At 38.4% G+C, this 23595-nt stretch carries 19 protein-coding genes and 6 pseudogenes; 14 read left to right on the top strand and 11 right to left on the bottom strand.

Going from position 1 to position 23595, the window contains the following annotated elements:
• Window positions 1-551 precede the first annotated feature (551 nt).
• Both QYF49_RS26020 and QYF49_RS20060 read right to left on the bottom strand, forming a co-directional pair.
• On the bottom strand, window positions 552-704 hold the full coding sequence (locus QYF49_RS26020) for an ATP-binding protein (protein ID WP_425589613.1): 153 nt from the start codon (window positions 702-704) through the stop codon (window positions 552-554).
• Window positions 705-802: 98 nt separating this feature from the next.
• Window positions 803-940, bottom strand: a pseudogene (locus QYF49_RS20060) (ATP-binding protein); the annotation flags it as partial.
• A gap of 783 nt (window positions 941-1723) precedes the next feature.
• Here QYF49_RS20060 and QYF49_RS20065 point away from each other — a divergent pair.
• Window positions 1724-1960, top strand: coding sequence for an inositol monophosphatase family protein (locus tag QYF49_RS20065; protein ID WP_290401387.1), 237 nt, complete (start codon window positions 1724-1726; stop codon window positions 1958-1960).
• A gap of 49 nt (window positions 1961-2009) precedes the next feature.
• Window positions 2010-2147, top strand: a complete 138-nt coding sequence (locus tag QYF49_RS25850) for an inositol monophosphatase family protein (RefSeq protein WP_354005859.1) — start codon at window positions 2010-2012, stop codon at window positions 2145-2147.
• Between the two features lie 370 nt (window positions 2148-2517).
• Here the strand turns inward: QYF49_RS25850 and QYF49_RS20070 are convergent, their stop codons facing one another.
• Complete coding sequence (locus QYF49_RS20070) at window positions 2518-3117, bottom strand: GNAT family N-acetyltransferase (RefSeq protein WP_290401388.1); 600 nt, start codon at window positions 3115-3117, stop codon at window positions 2518-2520.
• A gap of 255 nt (window positions 3118-3372) precedes the next feature.
• Here QYF49_RS20070 and QYF49_RS20075 point away from each other — a divergent pair.
• Window positions 3373-3569 (top strand): annotated as a pseudogene (locus tag QYF49_RS20075) (DUF1657 domain-containing protein); the annotation flags it as partial.
• Window positions 3570-3958: 389 nt separating this feature from the next.
• Here QYF49_RS20075 and QYF49_RS20080 read toward each other — a convergent pair.
• Both QYF49_RS20080 and QYF49_RS20085 read right to left on the bottom strand, forming a co-directional pair.
• Window positions 3959-4267, bottom strand: a complete 309-nt coding sequence (locus QYF49_RS20080) for a gamma-type small acid-soluble spore protein (RefSeq protein WP_290401389.1) — start codon at window positions 4265-4267, stop codon at window positions 3959-3961.
• A gap of 684 nt (window positions 4268-4951) precedes the next feature.
• Window positions 4952-5608 carry a carboxymuconolactone decarboxylase family protein gene (locus QYF49_RS20085; protein WP_290399191.1) on the bottom strand — a complete coding sequence of 219 codons (657 nt, stop codon included), beginning with the start codon at window positions 5606-5608 and terminating at the stop codon, window positions 4952-4954.
• Window positions 5609-5985: 377 nt separating this feature from the next.
• On the opposite strand from QYF49_RS20085, the gene QYF49_RS20090 reads away from it, so the two are divergent.
• On the top strand, window positions 5986-6207 hold the full coding sequence (locus tag QYF49_RS20090) for an alpha/beta-type small acid-soluble spore protein (RefSeq protein WP_290399192.1): 222 nt from the start codon (window positions 5986-5988) through the stop codon (window positions 6205-6207).
• Window positions 6208-7263: 1056 nt separating this feature from the next.
• Here QYF49_RS20090 and QYF49_RS20095 read toward each other — a convergent pair.
• From QYF49_RS20095 to QYF49_RS20105, 3 genes and pseudogenes are all read right to left on the bottom strand, one after another.
• Window positions 7264-7479, bottom strand: coding sequence for a hypothetical protein (locus tag QYF49_RS20095; protein ID WP_290401390.1), 216 nt, complete (start codon window positions 7477-7479; stop codon window positions 7264-7266).
• Between the two features lie 471 nt (window positions 7480-7950).
• Window positions 7951-8504 (bottom strand): annotated as a pseudogene (locus QYF49_RS20100) (hypothetical protein); the annotation flags it as partial.
• A 165-nt stretch (window positions 8505-8669) separates the two neighbouring features.
• A complete protein-coding gene (locus tag QYF49_RS20105) occupies window positions 8670-9596 on the bottom strand; it encodes an AraC family transcriptional regulator (protein ID WP_425589616.1) in 927 nt (308 codons plus the stop codon).
• 363 nt (window positions 9597-9959) lie between these two features.
• Between QYF49_RS20105 and QYF49_RS20110 the strand changes: the two genes are divergently transcribed.
• From QYF49_RS20110 to QYF49_RS20140, 7 genes and pseudogenes are all read left to right on the top strand, one after another.
• Window positions 9960-10220, top strand: a complete 261-nt coding sequence (locus QYF49_RS20110) for an Atu4866 domain-containing protein (RefSeq protein WP_290401622.1) — start codon at window positions 9960-9962, stop codon at window positions 10218-10220.
• Between the two features lie 38 nt (window positions 10221-10258).
• Window positions 10259-10996: an SDR family oxidoreductase gene (locus QYF49_RS20115; protein ID WP_290401623.1), complete on the top strand. Its 738-nt coding sequence runs from the start codon at window positions 10259-10261 to the stop codon at window positions 10994-10996.
• Window positions 10997-11214: 218 nt separating this feature from the next.
• Window positions 11215-11409 (top strand): annotated as a pseudogene (locus QYF49_RS20120) (IS21 family transposase); the annotation flags it as partial.
• A gap of 261 nt (window positions 11410-11670) precedes the next feature.
• A complete protein-coding gene (locus tag QYF49_RS20125; RefSeq protein ID WP_290401391.1) occupies window positions 11671-11799 on the top strand; it encodes a hypothetical protein in 129 nt (42 codons plus the stop codon).
• An 825-nt stretch (window positions 11800-12624) separates the two neighbouring features.
• Window positions 12625-12846 (top strand): hypothetical protein, encoded by a 222-nt coding sequence (locus tag QYF49_RS20130; protein ID WP_290401392.1) that lies wholly within the window; start codon window positions 12625-12627, stop codon window positions 12844-12846.
• A 901-nt stretch (window positions 12847-13747) separates the two neighbouring features.
• Window positions 13748-14134: a hypothetical protein gene (locus QYF49_RS20135; RefSeq protein ID WP_290401393.1), complete on the top strand. Its 387-nt coding sequence runs from the start codon at window positions 13748-13750 to the stop codon at window positions 14132-14134.
• Between the two features lie 865 nt (window positions 14135-14999).
• Window positions 15000-15464, top strand: a complete 465-nt coding sequence (locus tag QYF49_RS20140) for a hypothetical protein (protein ID WP_290401394.1) — start codon at window positions 15000-15002, stop codon at window positions 15462-15464.
• 109 nt (window positions 15465-15573) lie between these two features.
• On the opposite strand, the pseudogene QYF49_RS25855 reads toward QYF49_RS20140, so the two are convergent.
• Window positions 15574-15816 (bottom strand): annotated as a pseudogene (locus tag QYF49_RS25855) (phospholipase D-like domain-containing protein); the annotation flags it as partial.
• A 176-nt stretch (window positions 15817-15992) separates the two neighbouring features.
• Here QYF49_RS25855 and QYF49_RS25860 point away from each other — a divergent pair.
• A pseudogene (locus tag QYF49_RS25860) lies at window positions 15993-16189 on the top strand (phospholipase D-like domain-containing protein); the annotation flags it as partial.
• A gap of 226 nt (window positions 16190-16415) precedes the next feature.
• Here the strand turns inward: QYF49_RS25860 and blaI are convergent.
• Together blaI and QYF49_RS20150 are read right to left on the bottom strand one after the other, a co-directional pair.
• A complete protein-coding gene (blaI, locus tag QYF49_RS20145; RefSeq protein ID WP_290401395.1) occupies window positions 16416-16814 on the bottom strand; it encodes a penicillinase repressor BlaI in 399 nt (132 codons plus the stop codon).
• A gap of 63 nt (window positions 16815-16877) precedes the next feature.
• Complete coding sequence (locus tag QYF49_RS20150) at window positions 16878-18650, bottom strand: BlaR1 family beta-lactam sensor/signal transducer (protein ID WP_290401396.1); 1773 nt, start codon at window positions 18648-18650, stop codon at window positions 16878-16880.
• 444 nt (window positions 18651-19094) lie between these two features.
• Here QYF49_RS20150 and bla point away from each other — a divergent pair, with 444 nt between their 5' ends.
• Both bla and QYF49_RS20160 read left to right on the top strand, forming a co-directional pair.
• Complete coding sequence (bla, locus tag QYF49_RS20155) at window positions 19095-19952, top strand: class A beta-lactamase (RefSeq protein ID WP_425589617.1); 858 nt, start codon at window positions 19095-19097, stop codon at window positions 19950-19952.
• A gap of 554 nt (window positions 19953-20506) precedes the next feature.
• The gene (locus tag QYF49_RS20160) at window positions 20507-22543 is read left to right on the top strand and encodes a penicillin-binding transpeptidase domain-containing protein (protein ID WP_290401398.1); all 2037 of its coding nucleotides are present in this window, start codon (window positions 20507-20509) and stop codon (window positions 22541-22543) included.
• Window positions 22544-23595 lie beyond the last annotated feature (1052 nt).

Here is a 23595-nt window from a genome sequence, read left to right on the forward strand (position 1 = left end):
CCAGATTTTTTTTCTTTTCCCATTTAGAACACCTCCCTTCTACTCTATTAAATGCTAATAGCAGAGAAGTGGATACGGACAAGTTGATCACTGTTGAAAAAAGGCTATGAACGGATAAACGCAAAACTGGTATTCTGCGGGATGCTAGTTTTATGAGGGAATAAATTTATGGCTTATGCCTTGGCGCTTATTTGTTATTTTATTGGGGGAAATGAAGGGTGGATAAGTGGCAAGTGTATATGGAAATTTATCAGTTACTTAAACAAGGAGGATTTAATAAGTGTGAGGTGGTAACTATTACCATATAATGTAAAATAGGTCAAAACACTCTACCGGCTAGGTGACATAGAAGGTTTTGTGAAGGTCGTTTTAGGAAGTTATGAATAATAACGATCTGATAATTAAAAAAAGGTTATTTTTATTCCCTTAATCCATCCCTAAAAGTAATTCCCTTTTCATGACGTTATTTACCTTAAAGGGAAGGTGCTTTGTGTATGACGTAAAACCCACGCTAAGACATTTTTTGGTAGTAAAGTAGCTTTTTCCTTACTCTAAGCTAATACAGCTTCTGTTAAAATGGGATCGCCAAACACATGGTTCCATTGCCCAAATTGAAGATTGGTTGTGATGATTCTGCCGTTAAGGGCTATCCCATTATGATCATTTGATGGAAACAGGCGATGACGCAGGATGAACCCACACATTCAAGAATGCGCTAAACGCTTGAAGTTAAGCTGGACTCGGGAGCATTATCATGAGATTAAGGCAGAGAGTCACGAAGAGTATTTATTGCGGTTAATGGAAAACACATAGAGATGACTTGAAAGAGGAGTTCTGCTCCTTGTTTATGAAGCGGAATATATCCCAATTCATCCAGGACGAGTACATCCAGTTTCTCAATCTGCTTGAACAATCGGCTCAGCGAGCCTTTCTCGTGGCTTACCCCTAATTATAAACCGTTTGTAAAAAGCGTTACCCTTTATGGGTACCTGTACTGCCCTAATTGGTGTACTACCTGTTTACGGAGCTCCATGTGGAGTTGCTGTTTATGTCATAGGTGTGAGTCTTATAACATTTATAACTGTTTCTATAGCATCTGAAAGAATCACAAAGAAACAAGTACAAAAACAAGTACAAGGAAATCTAACGGAAGAAAATCTGTTGAATGAAGTATCAGGGGGAGATAAATAACGGTCTGTAGTTGTAATATTCAGTATTTTTTCGGTGATACGGGAGTAGCGTGATATTCTTTATGTTTGCAAAATAAACCAAGCATCCGACTTTCTTGGTATCAGAAAGAAGATGTTCGCACTCCCTCAGTTTTTTAATAAATTTCTTAGGTATGGTGGGTACTAATAGTTACGGATACAGAGATTTCTTCGGACGTTGGGTTATCCGGAGAGAAGTCTATTTGATCCGCTAAACTGATTACAACTTAATGGTGAGACATTACAGGATCCAATACAGTGAATTTGATTTTCAAAGTTCCTTATATCCTTTCTTATCTTTCACAATCAATAACTTTGAACCTGGAGATGTTATTGCTACAGGAACTCCACTGGCGTTGGAATGGCTCGTGATCCTCAGATGTTCTTGAAAGATGGGGATGAATTATTAATAAAGTCGAGAAAATAGGTGAATTAAGAACTTTAGTTAAGGCTGAAAAGTAATCATTTAGGCTTTAGTTCGGACTGTTTTTAGTTTGTAGAGGGAGGGGACAGTTATGTATAAAGAATATTTATCATTCGCAATTCAACTGGCTAAGGATGCAGGACAACTCATTCTTCTTCGAGCGGGAAAAGCCGGTCAACAGACTTTGAAATCAGCAACAGACTTTGTAACAGAAGTGGATGTCTTAGCGGAAAGTTTCATCATCGACCGAATCCGGGGAAAATATCCTAATCATCAGATTTTCAGTGAGGAAGTGGGCGGGATAGAAGGTACAGAGGACTTTGAATGAGTTATCGATCCTATTGATGGCACGGTAAACTACAGTGTAGGTCTTCGAGTTGTATGGGGTTTCCATAGCACTCACCTATAGGGGAGAACAAGTTGTTGGTGTCATTTCTTTACCAGCGTTAGGTGAAATGTTTTGGTCGGCAAAAGGAGCAGGTGCCTTTCAGAACGGAAAGCGGAAAACCCATTAAAGTTAGGTATGTTGAGCTCTGTAAGGCATTTGTTTCATATGGTGATTTTGCAAAGGACGGAGACAAGGAAAGCAATAGGAATCGTATTAATTGTTGGAGAACATTGTAAATGAATTATACAGGATTCGTATGGTAGGAACGGCCGAATAAGGGACTTTTTTATAAGTTTCCATCATAAGTGTCCATTATTCGGGTGACAGTTCAAAGGAGCGAGGTTTCTTAACAAGTGATTTCAGGCATACCTACGAGAACAATTGGCAGATGGATCTTCAGCTAAGGCGATCTAAGCTTTGGTTTTTTAAAGGCTTGGAAAAGAGACCTACTTCAGAGGAACATCGTTAGACCACTAATATTGGATTGCCGGATTTAATCATTCTAAATTAAGGATATAGGTTTGGGTACTGACAGTATTTTTAAGATAATCTTCTTGGAGAATTCCATAAACTCCACAGTCCTTGTATTGATTCTTGGCATTGCGGATCTTATGCCTGATCATACCTTCCTGTGCCATCCCAACTTTACTCATAATTCTGCCAGAAGCTGCATTATCGATGTTATGTGCTGCGGATATTTTGTGAATATTCATATACCTAAAACCAAATTCAACAACCGCTCTTAACGCTTCAGTCCCATAGCCCTGATGCCACCATCTGCATCCAAGCGAATAACCTACTTCACAGTTTTCAGTGGGAATGTCAAAATTGTATAATTCGATTTCTCCAATTAGTTCACCGGTAGTTTTTATTTCAATGCCCCAGTCACAAAATTCCTTACTGCTATACTCCCTCACAATTCCATCCACCCACTCAAACGTTTCCGAAACTGTCTTGTGTGCTCCTTTAATTAGATTGTCAGTTACCCGTTCGTCTGAAAGCCAATGGTCAAACATACTTTGTGCATCAGTAGGCTCCAATCTTCTAAGGATTAATCTGTCGGTTTCTATTTTTGGTGTTCCTAAATAGTTAATCATTCTGTCACCTTCTCCAATTAAACCATTATATTAAAACCAATTTCCTAAAACTTTTCTGCGTTTTCATTTTCACTCTATCACTCGACTTCAGTCTATATTGATTGTTCCTTAAACGATCAATTATCATCCATCATCTGTTGATAAAGACCAAATCTTTCAAAGTTTGACAAAGTGTATTATCTTTTATATTTACTTATGTAAATGCTTGTGTATTTAAAAACATAAGTGTATTTATATGAACGCACTTTTAAAAGTTTGCCTTTAAGCAATTTAAAAACAACCCTGGCAGGATTAAAAAGTGCGCAGGCAAGTCTTCAGACTTTTGCTCTGATTCGGAAAACCAGCAGGCAAAGCAATTGTTTCAAGACTGCGCCCAACAAGCCCAGACAATCGTGGATTCTTTAAGTCCGCGTCTGCAAGAAATTGAACAAGAAGAGCCACAATATGAACAAACAGTAAACGGGAGAGTAGTGAAAAGAGTGGTTATGTCATTATTTTCCAATTTTTCATTGCATAACATATTTCAGGAATAGGTGATCGTATGAGGAAAATTCAATCAAAAGGTATTTTGATTTCCCTTTTGGTTTTATTGCTACTGAATAGCAGCTGTGAGACATCGTGGGCCGAAATCAGCTCCTGAACATCGAAGATCATTGGGATTGTGTTGGGTTATCATGCGGTTTGAAAGTAGGAGGTAATGTTCGTTTAGTTGTAGAAAATTCAATTTCTTTTCTATATCAAAATGAAATCCGAGATCGAGAAACCAAATAGAAAACGTGATAACAAAGGATAAACAACCAAAAATGCCCCCTAGTCATTAAGGAGCATTCTTGTATAGAGGTTATTGTTGTTGGCCTTGTTGGCCCTGTTGACCTTGTTGGCTCTTACGTTGTTGAGACTGTTGGTTTTGCTGACGAACTTGTTGAACATTCGTTTCGCTACCAAATTCAGTCCCGTAAGATTGACCAGCCTGTTGTTGGCCCTGTTGACCTTGTTGGCTGTTACGTTGTTGAGACTGTTGGTTTTGCTGACGAACTTGTTGAGCGTTAGTTTCGCTACCAAATTCAGTCCCGTAAGATTGACCAGCTTGTTGTTGAGCTTGTTGCTGTCTTTGACGAGCAGCTTGTTGTTGCTGTTGTTGGTTATCCATGTTTTTCACCTCCATGAAATATAATTTATCCTGTATATGAGCTTTTTATCCTTTATAATCACCGATTAACTTTCTTTTATGAAGAACTGTACCCGCATTGATGCAACGGTATGGTCCTTAATAACGAAGCAGAACCATGTTTTTTTACAAAGATAATTGTAATTCGGAATCATCCGTACCTTTATTCAAGGATTTAGGAACTTTCTCGCGGATACTTTGTCGGAAGGAGAATTGGTGAAAGCTTCCGTACTGTGATGACTCTGAGCATGTCACTTGGCCTTCTGCCACTTTGGTGGAGGGAGGTGAAGAATGATGAAAATCAACCGCAATATTTATAACAGGGTGAATGGCTTAATAAGAAAAAAGATTTATGCAAAAGGAATTTATGGTTCCTGATGACGAATAGTTAGGGGCTGGAGGGGGTGAAGAACTGGAAAAAAGGTCTTATTATCATTTCATCGTTTGCTATAAAGACAAGTTGGTCTTTGATGGTGATGAACATGCATTAAAAGAAATGGCTCCATCATTTGAGGCTAAATCATTGTTGCTTATGATTTCTATTTAGTGGAAGAAAAAATACTGTAATCCCTAGGAGCCGTAATGTTGGATGCCTCTATCAAGCTTCCACAACCAGTTTGTTAAAGATTATAATATAAAAGCCTCCTTTTTATTGAGTGATTCTAATTATTCCCCGTAGCTTTCAATCAGGTTGGCCATATGGGCATAAGCACCGCCTGCCAACAGAGCAGCTGCAACTAAAATAGCTTCTGATAGCTCTTCTTTTGTTGATCCTGCTCGTTGGGCAGATTTTGTATGAACGTCAATGCAGTACGGGCATTCTGTGGTATGGGCTATTGAAACTGCTATTAATTCTTTTAACTTTGCATTTAATTTTCCTTCTTTGGTTGCTTCAGTGTTGAAACGGGAATATGCCCTAAAACCATTAGGGATTAATTGATTCAAATTGGCTAACTTTTTAAGATTGGATCGGCGATAGAGGGTATCATTGGCATCTTGATCAAGGGCATTTTGCATATGAGTGCTATGAGTAACTGCTCCTCCGGCTTCAAGTGCAGCTGTTACAAACACTGCTTCTACCAATTCTTCGAGGGATGCACCCGATTTTTTAGCATTACGGGTATGCACATCAATACAATAAGGACACTCAGTTGCGTGCGCCACAGCGACAGCAATAATTTCTTTATCCTTTTTTGTAAGAACGCCTTCTTGCATTACGGTTCTACTAAAATTTTCGTACGCTTGCTGTTGGGCAGGAGCTAATTCGCCCAGCTTAGCAAGATGACGTAAGTTTTCCCTTTGATATAAGTTATTTGCCATCATTCATATTCCTCTCTATAAAACTGATTTTTTTAAATTCAAAGTCCTTCCTTTATTACTTCCTCAGATTCACCTTGGCCTGTTCCATTTTTTATACTATCCATTTTGAATAAGAGTATTCAAAGCTTGTCAAGCCGTATTTTTTCTTGGAATAAAAAATCAGTAGTATTTTCCTGGATACGGAGTCGTCTGATTTTTCCTGCCTGGTATGCAGCTAATACCGGTTTACAAGACTTTGCGAACAACAAGAAAACCCCAGGTGAAAAGAACAATTGTATGTAAACCCTAACCCCAGTTAATAATAGGAAACCATTTTAGAAATAATTGCATAAAAAATAGTTTAAATTGAGATGTTATGTAAAAAAGGAGGTGACTAAATAATGGCAAATCGTAGTGGTGGTAATCGTAATCAAGTATTAGTACAAGGTGCACGACAAGCACTTGATCAAATGAAATATGAAATCGCAACTGAATTTGGTGTGCAACTTGGAGCTGACACAGCTTCTCGTGCGAACGGTTCAGTAGGTGGTGAGATAACAAAACGTCTTGTTGCTCAAGCACAATCGCAACTTTCCGGAGGTTTTGGTGGAGCATCTCGTTAATTGTAGGTAATAATGTATAAGTTTTACTTCTCTCAAACAAAACATAAATGGATCAGGCTGCCTAAAAATAGGTAGCCTTTCCGTATTTCGATTCAAAACTAGATCACTTTTTTTAAAAGAGCTAAGGGATAACACAGAGGTGGTCTACAATGGCCAAGCAGACTGATTGTTATCCCAATAATCATTAACATCAACAAAAGGATAAAAAAATATCCAATTTTTTTGTGTTAAATAAATGTAAATTTACCACATAACAATTTCCTGGGACCTCTGAACCTCGGGCCTACACTTCGGCGGTTTAACTCGGGCGAGCCGTCATCTTAATGGTTTTCAATCCGCAACCGACGCGAGTTCCGTGCAGTACAATTACTTTATTTCGGGAGTTGATTATCATTTATTCCAATTATGGCCAAAGAATACCTTCTACAACTAAAATTTCAAATAAGCTAGTCTACATAATCGCAGTTCTCGGAAGCAAGCCAACAAGCAAAACCCTGAATTCGGCCAAAAAGGCCAAAATTCAGGGTTTTTGTGTGTGCGAACACAAGGAAAAGCACGTTTGTGAGGAAAGGACAGATCTTCGATATTCGCAAGTTATCGGCGTTTCTCTATCCTATGGGCGGTTTGACAATTGGTTACACTTCATTTTTATAGCTACTGTGTTAAAGTGTTCATGAGATATCCCCTAATACTATTGACCTTAGTCCTCTTGTTATGTAACCAAGCAAGAGGACCCTTTTTTGTTTCTCCCTTTAGTCACCCAGTAAAGGCCGACTCTCAAGGGATAAATTGCAAATGTCTGTTACCGTTGCATGCATATCTTCTACAATAGGACACAGTATACACAACGTCGGAAGGCGTAAAAAACAACAGGGAACAGGCGTACTTCAGTAAGAACTATCTTGAAGGTAGTTCTTTCCTTTTTGGAGATTCGACCTTCTTGTAGTGAGTCTTCAAAGACACAAAAAATCTGATCTCCCTTACAGAGATCAGGTTTTTTATTTTCACTTTGGTTACGGGTCATCTTCCTTATTGTCATATCCACTTCCCGAATGCTCAAACCCTTTTCCGTTTACTTTTTAATTTTTTTTCGATGGCTTTAACTTCACTCTCCAATAGTATTGTTTTTAAGATAATCATAAGTTCATTAGGCTGAACTTCTTTTGGATACTTCCGCATAATCTTTTCGACCTCGATCAACTGGTCATACGTTAGTTCAGCTAGAATTTGATCCTTCGTATAAGGCATACTCCTCCAGTCACTCCTTTTCATGAATGCCCCTCTGTGTACGATGTAGTTCGGAAACGGCTAAACCATATGTTTTAATGTTTACATCATTTTCTTCGGTTGGGGCAACCTACTCTTAGGCACTAGAAGGGTGTCCTAGTGTCTTCCTTAGTTCCTCAAAAGACAAGCGAAAAGGCGACCCATCTCGACATGGGTCGCTATCTACACTATTTCCCCATTAATCTCAATATCTCACATAATAAGGACTTGTATACCTTAACTAGGTAGTTCCCTATCTTTTGTGTTTGGGAATGCAGCGATGGTTTTGATCTTATCTGGATTTATCATGACATGTCCTGATTTATCCCCCGACTTCGTCAAGGGATAAATCGAACATTTCTCAATACATATTTTTTTGCGTGTTTAACATGCCTGGTTGTACGATTTCACAAAAGTAAAACAATTTAAACGGCCTTTACAGGTGTTTAAAATTTAAATTAGGGGATTGTTTACTTCTTAACCTCCTAAAGCTACACGTGCAGCTAATTGATCAAGAGCTTCTTGAACAGTCGTCGGAATTGGTGGGTCATAATCCGCAGGAACAGTAGGTGTATAGCTAGTCCGAAAGCATCATCAACTCTAATTAGTGTTGTACTCGTTCCTACAAGAGTTACTCGAGACCGAATAGGTATCGAATCTACTGTCGCTCTGACTCTTGTAATTACATTATTAACTCCATTAACAATTAACCTTCCTGAATTAGGGAAAGGATTGAAAATATTTTCCGTTATAGCAAAACTGGTTAAATTCAAAGGATCAATTGGAATATGACCAGATTGAACATTAATGATGATATTTCCATTTATTCCTCCACCCACTAAGTTAACTTGGGTATCCGTTGTAGCTTGTGAATTAATAGTAATATTTCCACTAGAAACAAATGAAGCAAACATCACCATCTTAATTCCATTTTGAGTGTAGCCAGAAGATAGCAACGAGACTTGATTAACAGAAGTGCTTAAAGCAGTGAATGTTGGAGTAGGTGTGATGTTGACTCCTTCAAAAAATAGGGAAACGGGCAAAAAGTGTAAAAATCGACTTGACGTCTACAACATACTGCTATTATCTTAATGATCCGTGAAAATTTGCATATAGAGGAACATAACAAATCTAACTTCTCAGTTACCTGAGATCTTAAAAATGATGGTGTACTAATTTCCATTACTACCTATTTGTTAAGATTCTTTAAGTCTTTTTATATGACTTAGAGGTGGGAGGCCGAACAGCCGAGAGTATTCGCGACTGAAATGGGATGGGCTTTCATAACCAACTTGGAATCCTGCATTTGCAGCATCTGCTAACTGTGAAAGCATAAGTCGATGGGCCTCTTGCAATCTTAACTGTTTTTGAAATTGCAAAGGACTCATTCCTGTTACTTGTTTAAAGTGATGATGTAATGAAGAAGAACTCATGTTTACAGACTGTGCTAACTCTTTTATGCTTATAGGCTGAACAAAGTCACGCTTAATTTTCTGTATCACTGTTGAAATCCTTTGAGCATGACTACCGGCGGTAGAAATCTGTTTGATAGAATCTCCCTTAGTATCTTGCATAATACGGTACAAAATTTCTCGAATGGCCAAGGGTGCAAGAACAGAAATATCCTGCGGAGTATCTAAAAGACGGACTAGTCTTACAACTGCATCAAGTAAATCGATGTTTGTCTTACTAACAAACAAGCCCCGAACCGATTCCCTCTTATTTTCAAGTGACATACTATCAGACTCGCGAAGAATATCAAAAACCAGTTTTGAATCAAAGTTCAATTGAAGGCAAAGGTAGGGAGTTTCGGAAGTAGCTTCGAGGATTTGCCCAGAAATTGGTAAATCGATAGAAACAACAAGATAGTGAAAAGAATCATATCTATAATTTTCTTGCCCTAAAAAAACCAATTTTGAACCTTGTGCTACTATACATAACGCCGGCTCATGAATGAGATGTACTGGTTCTGATTTTGTAGAACTACGAATGAAATGCATAGAAGGAATGCTAGTAGAGTGAACCCCGTCCTCAGGTGCTAAACGTTCAATGAGTTTTACTAATTCATTTCTTTTTTCCTTTTCCATATCTTCCTGCCTATCCAAGCCTGTTTTTCGGAACATATAATCCACCCTTTCAATAAATGCTATAATGCGAATCATTTATCTCCAACTCGATATTACTCAATTTAATCTAATAATGGAGGAATAGGCAAGAATTCGAATGAAATAGATTACCGCATATATCCCCTGTTGTTCGATAATAAATGGAGAACTTAATAATTTCAAGTTAGGAGGGTGAATTGAAACACTGATCATATCTAATATTTAGATGATGAGGACGTGTGAATGCTGTCTAAAAGAAATTCAATATTTTTATTATTCATCTGTATTTCTATTCTAGAGGCTTGTGATCAGAATCCTAAAGATCCATCAATCAGTCAAGAACTAAATGAATCAAACAATAACATTAAAGGAGATCAAAACATGACTAGTCAATCCAGCAGTCAAAAACACCCTTATGTTGGTATGTGGGTAACACAGGACGGATACATCCGACATGAACTGTTACCTAACGGCCGCTACGATGAAGCTCGTGGTGACAGGAAAAGTGCTTATCAAGGAAAATATATTATAACAGGGGATCACATCGATTATATAGATGATAAAGGCTTCACGGCTGATGGAGATTTTCGGGAGGGTATCCTTTATCATGCCGGAATGATTCTTTACCGAGAAGAAAAATAGTATTCATTATATATTGTTCCAATTTAAGGAGGAGAAATATCTTGACTATATCAGGAAAAGTTGTCGCTATCACAGGGGCAAGTAGTGGTATCGGAGAAGCTACTGCACGATTACTTGCTCAAAGTGGTGCCCAGATAGTATTAGGTGCTAGGCGCACAGATCGACTTGAGCAGATTGTTTCCCAAATTCGTTCAGGGGGAGGAATTGCGGAACATTATTCCCTAGATGTCACTGAAAGAGAAGAAATGAATGCGTTTATTAGCTTTGCTCAAAACACATATGGACGTGTAGATGTTATTGTAAATAACGCAGGAGTGATGCCTCTCTCAAAACTTGAAGCTTTAAAGGTGAATGAGTGGGATCTTATGATCGATGTAAATATTCGTGGCGTTCTACACGGTATCTCTGCGGGACTTCCCATAATGAAAAAACAAGGATTTGGTCAGTTTATTAATATTTCCTCAATTGGAGGGCATGTGGTATCACCTACTGCGGCTGTTTATTGTGCCACTAAATTTGCAGTGGGAGCCATATCTGAAGGCTTGCGAATGGAGGTTGAAGATGATATCCGTGTTACGGTTATCTCACCTGGTGTTACAGAATCAGAACTCGCAGACCGCATATCTGATAATGATGCTCGTGAGGTGATGAAAGAGTATCGAAAGATTTCAATTTCACCGAACGCAATTGCGAGAGCAATTAAATTTGCTATTGAGCAACCAGAAGATGTTGATGTAAATGAAATTATTGTAAGACCTACTGCAAGTTCCACTTGAACTGAAGAAGTATAAAGAATGAATATCAAACTGCTATAAATTATTGTTAAGTGTAACTCTTTTAACTCAGCTGCAGAATAAATGAATAGTTGATGTGAAAAAGCAATTTGCTATAATGGATGTTTATGGCGAATTTCTTAAATCTGAAAACAACGGTGTAAAATTCCCCAATAATAACGGATCATTATCTCAAAAACAACGGGGAGTGTAGAGGGATAATGATCAAGGATGGGGAATTTTTTATGATAGACTGCAATAGCAGAGTTAACCGGCTTTGACCCGAAAACCATACGGAAATATTTAAAGGAAAATGAGCTTCCTAAGAGCAACAATTCAAAGGGTACGTGTACACAACCATATTAGATTCATACAAGGATTACTTGTTAAGAAGATTAAAGGAAGGTACAACCAACTAGTGCGAGGTACTACTAGAGGAATTACATTCAATGGGTTATCCAGGAAAGTGATGGCATTGCAGAATTAGATCCTAACCAGCTATCTCTGGATGATGTGGAGGATAAGGAAGCCTAAACAGATCAAGTATAAAAGACTTCTGCTCTGCGGCTGGGATCCACGAGCAGAAGTCTCATCAGGAGAAGATGTGCCATAGGAAACCATTCCCTGTAGTTTAATTGTATTCATTCAGTCTTAAAATATGCTGAAGGAGAAGCAAAATGAACAAAATGAATCTCACTCTAGAAAATCTGGAAAAGTATCCGATAATGCCTAAACAGAATGGTCCTAATCTTGAAGGAGTGGCTGCAACACAACATGCCGTTGAATCTGCCCTTGAAACTCTATAAATACGTGCCGTTTGAAGAAAGAGAAGCGACGATCACGGCCAGCAATGATCCGTTACCATTGGCCGACTAATCAGACCAGCGATCAGACAGGTGATATCGCTAGGTATAATGCCAACGAGCAGATTGAGCGTAAGAAATTCATTGAGAGAATGGAAAGGGCAGTGAGCTAGGCTGCCGAAGATGGAACGGTTCCTTATAGAGGAAAGGTATATGTGCTCAGAATCGGAATACTTAACTGACTTTTCCGTGTACTGCCATAGTTCCAGCCGCCGATCAGTCATGTATCCTATGCAAAGATTCGATGGATTGATCGGCTGACACTAAATTTAAACCTGGCGAGTACTAAGGGAAGATGATTGGCCAGTTAGTTGATTCTTTTATTAAGGATTTTCTTTTTTATCTTTTGTGAAGAAATTAAAAGCCAACGAAGCCCTCCTGTATACAGCACAAAACAGATGTTATAAAGTAAAATGTGTTAATAAAGTGTTGAAAAATCCAATAGTACATCTGAACGAGGGAATGTCCTATGGCTGAAGGACACCAATAGCTTTGGCATATTGACCAATTTTATACGAAAGTGAGGAGTCAATGTTGAGGATTATGGAACTACCCGGAGGGAAATAGATGAGTAAAAGCTAATCACAAATACAGGTTTAAAAAACGTCACTTCTTGATGGCGTTTTTTTATATAGAATAAAATTCCGTTCTCCTTTTCATCAATCGGACAAATCACTATGGAATATTGAAAAATTCCATGTATGTCCATTGCGGTTCTTCAGATTTCCGCATCCTATAGAGTATCAAAAGGTATAAGGAGGTAACCATTTGCCACCTGGAACAACGGATGTTGTCGTTATTGTGTTTGAAAGAGTTCCAACATCTAGAAGGTTTCAAATTACCGATTTTGCCATTATCGGTAGTGCTGGCCCTTGTAGAGAGTTTCTAAGAAGGGGAGAAGATGTAGTACATGCAGAAAGTTGTCTTTTAAGACAGAACTTTAGAATTGTTTTTGACAGTTCAAATGTTCTGCTTTTTGTTCGTCGGTAATCATATAGAAATTAGACGTATAATATTAATTTATAACCAAGCGCGATTCTTAAAAAGAATCGCTTTTCTTGTTAAACTGGTGGAGATGGTTTATGCATTGAAACGGCGGCCATAGTTTTTTATAGAATCCCATAATAGGGTCGCTTTTTATGGGAAAAAATCTTAACTTTGCTCGTCGTAATTTTCCTGGCACAAGTTTATTCGGTTAATCAAAACAGGGTCAGCATACTTTGGAAAGAAAACAAAAAAACCTTCGCATAAGAGCAAAGGTTTTGGGTAAATGAGAAAATCAGCGACTAGGGGGGCTGGCCCCCTAAATTACTATATGTGAAAAGGTCAGTTAATGATTGGACAATTGGAGGTTGGCCTTGCATTTTTCCAACAACATTTTACATAAAATCTCACCAATTATAGCAACCACTCATCAAAATTCATTAGTTATTAGTGGTGGTCGCACACCCATAGCCTGCTTGATATCACAGACTGTAAACATCACCATAAGGCCCACTGGATCTCCAGTTGTCAGGGTCATTGTCCATCATTTCCAAAACTTCTCCTCTGGGTCCAGATGACCTCCAATTATTGTCCGTGTCCGTGGTGTCCATCGGTTCCAAATCGACTGCCATAGTGCCGAAAAAGTCTCTTTGAGTTCCACAAGACCTCCAATCGTTGTCTTCATCTGTTTCCATCGCTTCCAAAACATATGATGGATGATTGAAACAATCTCCGATACATTGATTATTCTCGAAACCGGAACACTGGCATTCTGGTTCCCGTTAACACATAAGGTTGGTTCATTGTTTCATTCATCACAGGAGATTCATTCATTTGCTGGTCACAGTTACAGTTTTGAGTAACATCTACGTTGTTTTCCATCTGTCGAATTTCAGGTAAGATGTCCATGACATCCATTATTCCCATGATCGTATTGTCATTACTGAAACTGCTGGAGCTGCTTGAACTGCTGCTAGATGACTCTTCCTCCCTGTTATTACTTGTACTAAGGGAGGGATTGGTTCTTCTATTAAACCTGCTTGATGATTCGTCTCGCCAAAAACTGGGTGCAGGCGTATTTGTCGATTCATATCTCCAATGGTATTTTGGGAGACTGGTCCTACTAGGAAGAACAGTATCATTGAAACTGGTTGGATCGCTGGGAACGCTCGGAGCGCTGGGACGGCTGGAACTACTGCTTGATGACTCGTTACTATCGTTTCTCCAGTCACGGATTTTTCGGCTCATATCATTTGCGGCCCTTACTGGAAAAACCCAAGTAGAACCGATGTAACGGCTGCTACTCGGTGACTCTTTTCTTTTGTGTAACATCATATTGCCCCTTTCAAGTTACTATATCTGGAAAGGGACAAGTATCATGATTTGAAAAATGGGTCGTAAAACCCGTTAATTAAAAACAGGATGAGCGCGCGCCTTTTCGCATTAACCATACTATGTATGGTACTGGCCCATATATTTCACCCCCATTAACTTATGGGGGCTTTTTTGTTGTTGAAAACCGATAGTTCACTTTATGGAACTTTTGCCTTTGTTTGATCTGCTTAAATTCTTAACAAGCGACTCCATCACCCTGTCTAAATCATTTACATCCTGACAGGACCACCCGGCTAACAAGTGCCTTAGTTCAGGTACAAAATTTCAAAGGGGATATGTAATCTTTTGACGAATTATGAAAGTATCAAAGGGATATGGTTTCGATAGGAGAGGGTTTTAATTTCGGTGGGGGCACTGAGATAAGAATCCTCTCTTTTTTGACGGATCTTTTTTAAGAGTTCATGTCCCAACCAGCCTCAAACATGTTTCTACAAGTAGGGGGATGGACAGTATTACTGGATCCCACGGGCCAGAACGTCCTCCCCCGACTACCTAAAGAATAACCTATAAATAGGATAACCAGATAGAACTGGTTAACCTCATAATACGATCGGCCATATAGTTGAAAAAAGGAATTTTTTGTAACATTATATTTTGTTCTAAACAACTATTTCATTTTTCAACGAAAGGATGAGCTTCTAACCGTTAAAAGTTAACATATTCAGTTTGTGGCGCATATACTGGATTGGTCCCAGGGTAGTAAACAAGATATCTAAGCCTTTATTCTTCAGAACATAAACTTTAAATTTAGGGGGAGATTAGTATTGCAAACTGCACAGCAAACAATGGTTAGTATTCCATTCCCATCAGTATGGGGTATCCATGCTGCTATAGCTGGTAGACCAATCGTTTGGGGCGTACTCAACATTAACTCTATGACAGATAACAGGGTAATTGGTACGGTTAATTTTCGTGGTACACATATTCCGATTAATGGACATTGGGATAAAAACACCAAACAAATAAGATTTGATTCACCTTATGCCACATTTTCTGGAAACTTAGCCATATTTGATGAGCCCCAGATTAGAATTCGACATTTTATTTTAAATGGGAGGCTTATTATGAAACCTCCTTCTTTACAAGCAGGCGAATACGGAACATGGATTGCTACAACCAATAGAGCTCTTACCGGAAATCCCGTAATTAGTGGTACCTTGCCCCCTGTTGGAGTCTTTTTAACATCGAATATACTTAGTCAGCTACAGCAGAATAATGTAAGAATTTAGGTTTAAATGGAAGAAATGTAAGACGAACCTCCTTTTTTGTTTTTCGATACATCTCCAACATACCTGTGACAAAACAAACTAATTACAAAATTATTTGAGGTGTATCATGGTCCACCATCTGAAGAATTTTTTGACGCGGGAATTTTTTACTGCCCCAACTATCTCTAATAAAACGAATCCGCACTCCATTTACTGCCTTTTCGAACAGCAGTTCTGTGATGCCATTACCAATTTGGTCGTTCCGATAGATGAAATATTCCAGATTTACGATGAATAGCTTGGGATTTGATATGCTAAGATATAGTAAGAAACCAATGACAGGCAAAACAAGGACGATTACTATCCAATACAAAGCTTTGGCTTGCCGACGAACTTCCTAAATTGCTATGAAGTAGATAAAGAACGTATTTAACAGGTATAGAAAAAAATCCACTCCAACTAAAATTCCTCCTTAGTTTTTTCCTTAACATGTACAAACTATGTGCAAGTATACGTTTGGAATACTAGGAATTGTTTAGATTGACCTTTGCAGGGATAGAATGTCGGACGATATTTCCTTTAAGCTTTCCCTGGATTTTGTCCAATTGGAATAATCGGGATCATTAAAGCCAGACGTAGGACTTTGGACGGACATTCAGTTGCAAATTATAGGAGAAGCAACAGGCGACTTGCAGACTATCTTCGACGTTCATTGGAATATCGCTGTACCAGAACGGATAAAGGCATGCATAATAGGAAGAAACACATCAAAAAGGAGCATCTGGTAGTTAGGTAGATGCTCCTTTTTTCAAAAGTTGTACTCTAATAAATTGATCCGTTATCATCTGATCAAAGTTATAAAAAATTACTAGCCACCTTCAATTTACGATTAGACAAACGCAATATCAATCATTCATTAATGGTTAATGGATGGAACGTTATCATCACTGACTGTCACTAACTCCATTTGATTTACTGTTTCTCTCCTGAGGTTTTTTTAGTCTTTCCATCCAAAAGAGAGCGTAATTCTTTAATATCCTCTTCAGATAAGGACTCCTCTTGGATGAACTGAACCAGCATCGACTTCAGCGTCCCACCGTAAATTCTCTTTATAAAAGACTGTGTCTCAGCGCGCTGATATTCATCCTGCGAGTAAAGGGGAAAAAAAGTATAGACCCTCTGATTTTTATTTACACCGACCACCTTTTTTTGGACTAGACGATCCAAAAGAGAGCGTACTGTTTTCAGCTTCCAATCCGTTCGCCCCTCCAATGAGAAATAGACTTCGTTAGCCGTTTGCGGGGGCTTTTCCCAAAGAACGTTCATGACTTCCCATTCTGCTTGAGAAATACTGGGTACTTTTTTAGACACTCTTATCCTCCTCCTTCTTAGAGATGTCAACCTCAATTGTTCGGTTTTTTCCACAGCAAATACTTAATATATGCCTTTATCTCTCAAAATAGATAACGTTATTTCTGCCGCCTTACTTCCGTAGGCATTATCTTCATTTTGTAGGTTAGTTGCAAAGAAATAAGTGTCTTCCGTGGTCTCTACATACCCAATAAACCAACCGTTTATATTTTTGCCATTTACATTACCTGTACCAGTTTTCCCTGACAACCATGCACTATTTTTTTCATCTAATTTGAGCGTATCTTTAACGGTTTGGACATTTTTCTCCTTAAATCCAAATTGGTTTGTATAAAAAGCTTTTAGTAATTGTACCTGCTCTACCGGAGATATCTTTAATGAAGACTCTAACCAATATTGTTCGATTCCACCAGAAACATCGTAATTACCATAGCCTATTTCTTTTAGATAAGCTTGAATGTTACCCAGTTTATTTTTTTTATCCAATTCCTGAAAGTACCAGGTTACTGAATTTGTCATTGCTGTAGACAAATTCTGATCCATATTCCAAGAATCATAAGGGTACTTTATTCCATTCCATTTAATTGATGAATTTTCACTGGTTATGACATTTGACTCCAACCCTAACAACGCGCTATAAATCTTGTAAGTAGAATTCGGGGAAACTCTCAATGTACTTTTATTCTCATTATAAATACTATATTGATCAGCTTGCATATCATATAATACAAAGCTCCCCTCATATCCGGAAAAATATTCGCTTAGATCTTCATAAACTGTCCGGTCACTATTAAAATTGTAACGATCATTATCATCGGCCATTGCAGAAACGATTGGAATTTGACTTGCAACAAATACTCCCACAAGCAAAAAGATAGCTATACTCTTCAGTTTCAACAGTTTTGACTCATTTGCAAAGGATGCAATCTTTTCAATACGTTTTTTTATTTGCTCCTTGGAGCCGTTTAACTGATTTGTCAAAGGCAATTTCATTGGATGAGAGGCTCTTTCCACAAAATGAATAATCGTATTTCCGTATTTTGCATAGCAGTCCTTATCTAAAAAGTTTAAAACAGCAATATCACAGGCTATTTCACGATCCAACCTCATTTCCCTAAAAGCAAACCAAACAAGCGGATTAAACCAGTATAAAATTTGATAAATAATGATCAAGTAATTCGTCGCAATATCTTTATATTTATAATGATTCAATTCATGTAAAAAAATGTGTTTAATATCTTCCATAGAAAGCCATTTGCCAAAATGAGCCGGTAACACAACATACGTTTTAAAAAGACCAAACGTCATCGGAGATGTGACAAGCGGTGATTCACCTACAGTAAACTGTCTTGATATATTTAATTGCTGCTTACACTGATCAAATAAGATGAGAACGTCTTTATTTTTTAGTTCAGTTGTAGTGCCTTTTATGCTCGTTACCTTTAACCAAGCATGAATTGTCATAACAGCCAATACTAACATCCCTGCAATCCATATGCCGGAGAAAATTATATTCAGGAATTCCAGATTGGGACGACTTACAGATACCGTAAAGTCATGCATCCAATTTCCGTTACTAACCACATCATCTCCAGTATGGGTAGTGGAAGGGCTTATTCCATTGCTTTGATTAACATTCAGCGAGATAAAACGATTTCCGAAATTAATTAATTGATTCGGTATATAAGGAAGTGTCAATGCAATCATCAATAAAAACCATAGATTATATTGCCATTTAGCTGATAATTGCTTTTGGAACACTTTCTTAATCAGCATAATAACTGCAATGGTAAATGAAGACACCATAAGACTAATTACAAAATGAGTTAAGAACATGTGCTCGTCTCCATTCCTCAGCATTTTTACTTAGTTCTGACAAAATTCGTTGATATCTTCTCAAAAAAAAATCTAATTGTAGTGCCTAATTTTAGCATTTCATTGGTAGTTTATCAATTTACTAATCCTTGTGAACATTATAGCAAAGGGGTAGCAAGGCTTTTCCTGGCTTAAACAGACAACAACTTTATTAAAGTCTCCCTATCTTTTCTAAATTTAAAAATTGACATCACTGGATTACAAATGTAGTATTATATTACAAGTGTAATCAAAAAAGGGTGTAAAGATAAGTGAATGTTATATCGTGTTGTATCGAGGCCTTCTGTTGCTGATGTTTTATAAAATGTTTTAGAAAGGGGTTAGATTTTAATGAAATCATGTAACACCATTTTTACTACTTTTAAATTTAAAAAAATTGTACCTGTACTACTTCTCTCATGTTTAATGCTTGTAGGTTGTTCAGAGGATAACAGCCATTCTGCTCAATCTAAACAAAAAAATCAAAAAACTTCAATTACAGATGATTTTGCCAAACTTGAGAAAAAATTTGATGCTAGACTTGGCGTCTTCGCACTGGACACTGGTACAAACAAAACAGTAACTTATCGGTCAGATGAGCGTTTTGCATATGCATCTACCCATAAAGCTTTAGCTGTAGGGGCACTCTTACAACAAAAGTCAATAGAAGACCTTAACCAAAGAATTACCTATACCCGTGATGATCTTGTAAATTTTAATCCGATCACAGAGAAGCATGTTGATACAGGAATGACTCTTAAAGAGCTTTGCGATGCTTCTATTCGATACAGTGACAATACTGCGGAGAACCTCATACTTAAGCAGCTGGGTGGGCCAAGTGGCCTTAAGAAATCACTCAGGGAGATTGGTGATAATGTTACCAATCCTGAGCGATTTGAGCCAGAGTTAAACGAAGTTCAACCAGGAGAAAAACATGATACTAGCACACCGAGGGCACTTGCTACCAGCCTCCGGGCTTTCGCAATTGGAGACGCACTCCCAACGGAAAAACGTACAATTTTAACACAATGGCTTAAGAGAAACACCACTGGAGATACATTAATTCGTGCGGGAGTACCGAAAAGTTGGGAAGTTGCAGATAAAAGTGGAGCAGGATCATATGGAACGCGAAATGACATTGCTATTATTTGGCCACCGAAAGGAAATCCTATTGTTCTTGCAATACTTTCTAGCCGTGATAAAAAGGACGCTGATTTTAACGACAAGCTTATTGCACAGGCAACAAAGGAAGTAATCGGTACCCTTAAAGTCAACCATAGGTAAGTAAGTTAGTGACGATAAAGTTATTTAAAAAACATATAATCCCATTCTGATTTTAGGATGGGATTAAAATAAATTTGTTTAAAACACCAGTTGTGCTGCATCATAATAGGGCGCTTTTCTAGAGTAAGGTTGCACTCTCTTCGCATCTAGGGGTATTTTTCAAAATGGACCTTTTCTAGGGGTTGGATAAAAACACCCAAATAGTAAGACATAATTGACAGACGACAGACAAAGCCCATTGAGTTCTAATTATTACCATGGGTTAAATTTCTGTTTATCACAACTTATTTTTGTATGGAATTCAACTTGTGGAATTACTGAAACTAATAAACCAAAGGGGCCGAACCTATTTCACGTAAGCTCACAGGGATCCATTTATCGAATATGGACCTGTGATGCGGTTGCATAAAATCGGCCGAAAACCCCAAATGTTGCTTAAGAACCGAAAACTAAAAATAAAAATGGAATGCCAGGATGAGCGTTATCACTTCGGTTATTTTTTTAAAATGGATTAAAATAAGGAAAGAGAGAGACAAAGTCAGGAGGGGAACGGATTGAAACATAAAATTTCAATTCTTTTTATAGCCTTACTTTTTATCCTGGTTGCAGGATGTTCGGATGGACCTAAGCCAGATCCTACAATAAAAGAATATATGAAAAACTGGCAATCTATGAAGTTTGATAAAATGTACTCCATGCTTTCCGATAAAAGCAAAAAGGAAATGACAAAAGATGAATTCGCGAAAAAATATTCCGCGATTTATGACGGAATCAATGCACAAAATATTTCTATAACACCGGTTATTCCAAAAGAAGAACCGGATCCAGACATGAATGGGAACGTGACGTATACATACAAAGTAAAAATGGATACGTTGGCGGGTCCTATTCAATACAAACATAAAATAAAAATGGCGGAGCAGGAAAAGGACGACAAGAAAAAATGGTTTGTAAAGTGGGATTACTCGCAAATTTTCCCCGGTATGGAAAAGGGGGATAAGGTTAGAGTTCAAACCAATAAGGCAAAACGGGGGGAGATCCTCGACCGGAATGGAAATGGGCTTGCCGTAAATGGCATGGCCGAACAGATCGGTATTGTCCCGCAAGAGCTTCCTGGGAATGGCGATGACAGCAAACAGCAGCTCGCAAAAGCACTTGGTATCAACAAAGAGGTCATCGATAACGCATTAAATTCTTCATGGGTAAAACCAGGGTATTTCGTTCCTATCAAAACGATTGCGGAAGATGATCCCCGGCTTAAAAAAATCTTAAAGATTAAAGGTATTAGTAGCCAGTCGATTGAAACTAGGGTGTATCCATACAAAGAAGCTGCATCACATTTAACAGGTTTTGTGCAGCCAATTAAGGCGGAAGAACTGGAAAAACTCAAATCAGAAGGCTATCAATCTACCGATGTTATCGGGCGAAGAGGTCTCGAGAAATTTTATGAAAAGCAGCTTCGTGGGAAAAATGGAGGACTCATCCGGATTGTAGATGAGGGAGAAAATGAAAAAAGAGCAGTCGCGAAGAAAGAAGCCATTGACGGTAAACCCGTCAAACTAAATATTGATATGTACCTGCAAAGGAATCTTTATAACCAAATGAACAAAGATGTTGGTACAGCTTCGGCAATAAATCCAGTAACCGGTGAGGTTTTGGCACTGGTAAATAGCCCAGGGTTCGATCCGAATGATTTTGCTTTAGGAATACTCGGTTCACGTTATCAACAATTGGAAAAGAACCCGAAACAGCCGCTGTTAAACCGTTTTGCCTATACATTCGCTCCGGGTTCCACATTTAAACCGATTACCGCCGCAATTGGACTAGAGACGAATAAGCTTAACCCAAATAAGGAAGTAGCGATTTCAGGGAAAAAGTGGCAAAAAGATAAATCATGGGACAAGAAGTTTGTTACGAGGGTTACTGAAGTTCCTTCTGTAAATGTGAATTTGGAAAAAGCACTGATTTATTCTGATAATATTTACTTTGCTCAGGCAGCTCTCGCAATTGGAAAAGAAAAGATGGTAAAAGGAGCTGAGAAATTTGGTTTTAATGAGAATATGCCGTTTGATTTGGATTTCGAGAACTCTTCGTTGACAAAAGAGGATATCGATTCAGAAGGAATGCTTGCCGATACTGGTTATGGACAGGGTCGAGTTGAAATGAACATTCTTCACCTCGGGCTCTCTTATACTCCATTTATCAATAACGGGGACTTAATTGCGCCTAAATTGGTGAAAGAGGAAAATCCGAAGCCAAAGATATGGAAGGAAAATGTTGTTTCACCAGAGACCGCTACGCGGATTCGCAGCTCTCTCGTAAAAGTGGTAGAGGACAAAAGGGGAACGGGATATAATCCCCCTCTAAAAGGAATCAAGCTTGCGGGTAAAACCGGAACAGCTGAGTTAAAATCAAAAGTAGGTGAGAAAGGGAAAGAAAACGGCTGGTTTGTAGCTTTCAACCAAAAACAGCCGAACCTGCTGATTTCTATGATGATTGAGGATGTACAGGATAAAGGGGGTAGCCATTACGTTGTTCCTAAAGTTAAAAAGACTTTTAAAACATATATGAAAGAAAAGCCTCTTCATTAAAGAAGGGGTTTTCCTCATATGGAAAAAGAGCATACAAAGCAGCCATTATCAAATTGTGATTTTACTTTAAAAATCACGGTCCGTATTCTGGAGGAACACTTCGTTATCCGCATATGTAAATCATCGGTTTTAAAGAGGATTACCATCAAAAGCATCAATCCCACCCCATTTAGGGCATGTTGATAAACAGGATGAGATGATTAAGATTAATTTTACTCCAAAACCAAAAATGGGGTTTTATGAGCTGAATATTTGAATTTGAAAGTAGAGTCAGATTTATAGCAAGAGCAATAAGCTTAACCGCCAAATCCAAAAGAACCGAGAATGCCTTGCGTGGATTAAAAGCGTACCGAAAACAAGTTGATGCGATTTGAAAGATAATCGAGAGCACCATCACCCTCGCTGATGTGTGGGACTAACTTTTTTGATCAGTTTACGAATGGCTTCAGGTTTATTTTGAATGTTCCATGAAACCTGGGTTCGGCTCTTCCTGCGTTATCAATCCCAACAGTACGCGACGCCAACATCAGGAATCACCCCATCGATGATCATTACTTTCGCGTGCAATAACCCTTTATCATAGAGATAGATTTGAAGCCCGGCTTTCCAACAGTTCGCCGTAAAAGGTTGGGGTTGAAAGGGACACGATTTTTTGATCCGCGTGCTGAGGAACCAGTAATCTTAGACGGAAGCCACGGGCCACAGCTGTCTTTTCGCCACGATTATATCTGCATCGGGTACAAAGTAAGGTGTGGTGATATCACAATGTTCTTGGACGCTCTCCACAGCTCACGAGGAACAAGATAAACCCATTGAAACATGGCTGCGTCGGAACGGGTAAAGTAGAGGACACAACAAGATCAGGATAAAAAAAAGCGGTCCGAAATCGCAGACAACAGCCACCTGGCAAGGCAGCTCTTTGTACAGGGGTGGCACTATGGAATATTGAGTTAGGCACCATCGTTGATGTCGTCCCAAGCACAAAGAAGTTGCACAAAGCGTATATGCATACGATGGAAGGTAATCCTGGAATTCTTACTCCAGTCGCCCGG

It is taken from the genome of Fictibacillus terranigra (assembly GCF_030412265.1).
GTDB lineage: Bacteria > Bacillota > Bacilli > Bacillales > Fictibacillaceae > Fictibacillus_C > Fictibacillus_C terrinigri.

What these genes read in the sequence shown, in the direction of transcription:
- QYF49_RS26020 (WP_425589613.1), bottom strand. Translation starts at nt 704, where the DNA reads ATGTGTGGGTTCATCCTGCGTCATCGCCTGTTTCCATCAAATGATCAT.
- QYF49_RS20065 (WP_290401387.1), top strand. Translation starts at nt 1,724, where the DNA reads ATGTATAAAGAATATTTATCATTCGCAATTCAACTGGCTAAGGATGCA.
- QYF49_RS20070 (WP_290401388.1), bottom strand. Translation starts at nt 3,117, where the DNA reads ATGATTAACTATTTAGGAACACCAAAAATAGAAACCGACAGATTAATC.
- QYF49_RS20080 (WP_290401389.1), bottom strand. Translation starts at nt 4,267, where the DNA reads ATGGATAACCAACAACAGCAACAACAAGCTGCTCGTCAAAGACAGCAA.
- QYF49_RS20085 (WP_290399191.1), bottom strand. Translation starts at nt 5,608, where the DNA reads ATGATGGCAAATAACTTATATCAAAGGGAAAACTTACGTCATCTTGCT.
- QYF49_RS20090 (WP_290399192.1), top strand. Translation starts at nt 5,986, where the DNA reads ATGGCAAATCGTAGTGGTGGTAATCGTAATCAAGTATTAGTACAAGGT.
- QYF49_RS20095 (WP_290401390.1), bottom strand. Translation starts at nt 7,479, where the DNA reads ATGAAAAGGAGTGACTGGAGGAGTATGCCTTATACGAAGGATCAAATT.
- QYF49_RS20105 (WP_425589616.1), bottom strand. Translation starts at nt 9,596, where the DNA reads ATGTTCCGAAAAACAGGCTTGGATAGGCAGGAAGATATGGAAAAGGAA.
- QYF49_RS20110 (WP_290401622.1), top strand. Translation starts at nt 9,960, where the DNA reads ATGACTAGTCAATCCAGCAGTCAAAAACACCCTTATGTTGGTATGTGG.
- QYF49_RS20125 (WP_290401391.1), top strand. Translation starts at nt 11,671, where the DNA reads ATGAACAAAATGAATCTCACTCTAGAAAATCTGGAAAAGTATCCGATA.
- QYF49_RS20135 (WP_290401393.1), top strand. Translation starts at nt 13,748, where the DNA reads ATGACATCCATTATTCCCATGATCGTATTGTCATTACTGAAACTGCTG.
- QYF49_RS20150 (WP_290401396.1), bottom strand. Translation starts at nt 18,650, where the DNA reads ATGTTCTTAACTCATTTTGTAATTAGTCTTATGGTGTCTTCATTTACC.
- bla (WP_425589617.1), top strand. Translation starts at nt 19,095, where the DNA reads ATGCTTGTAGGTTGTTCAGAGGATAACAGCCATTCTGCTCAATCTAAA.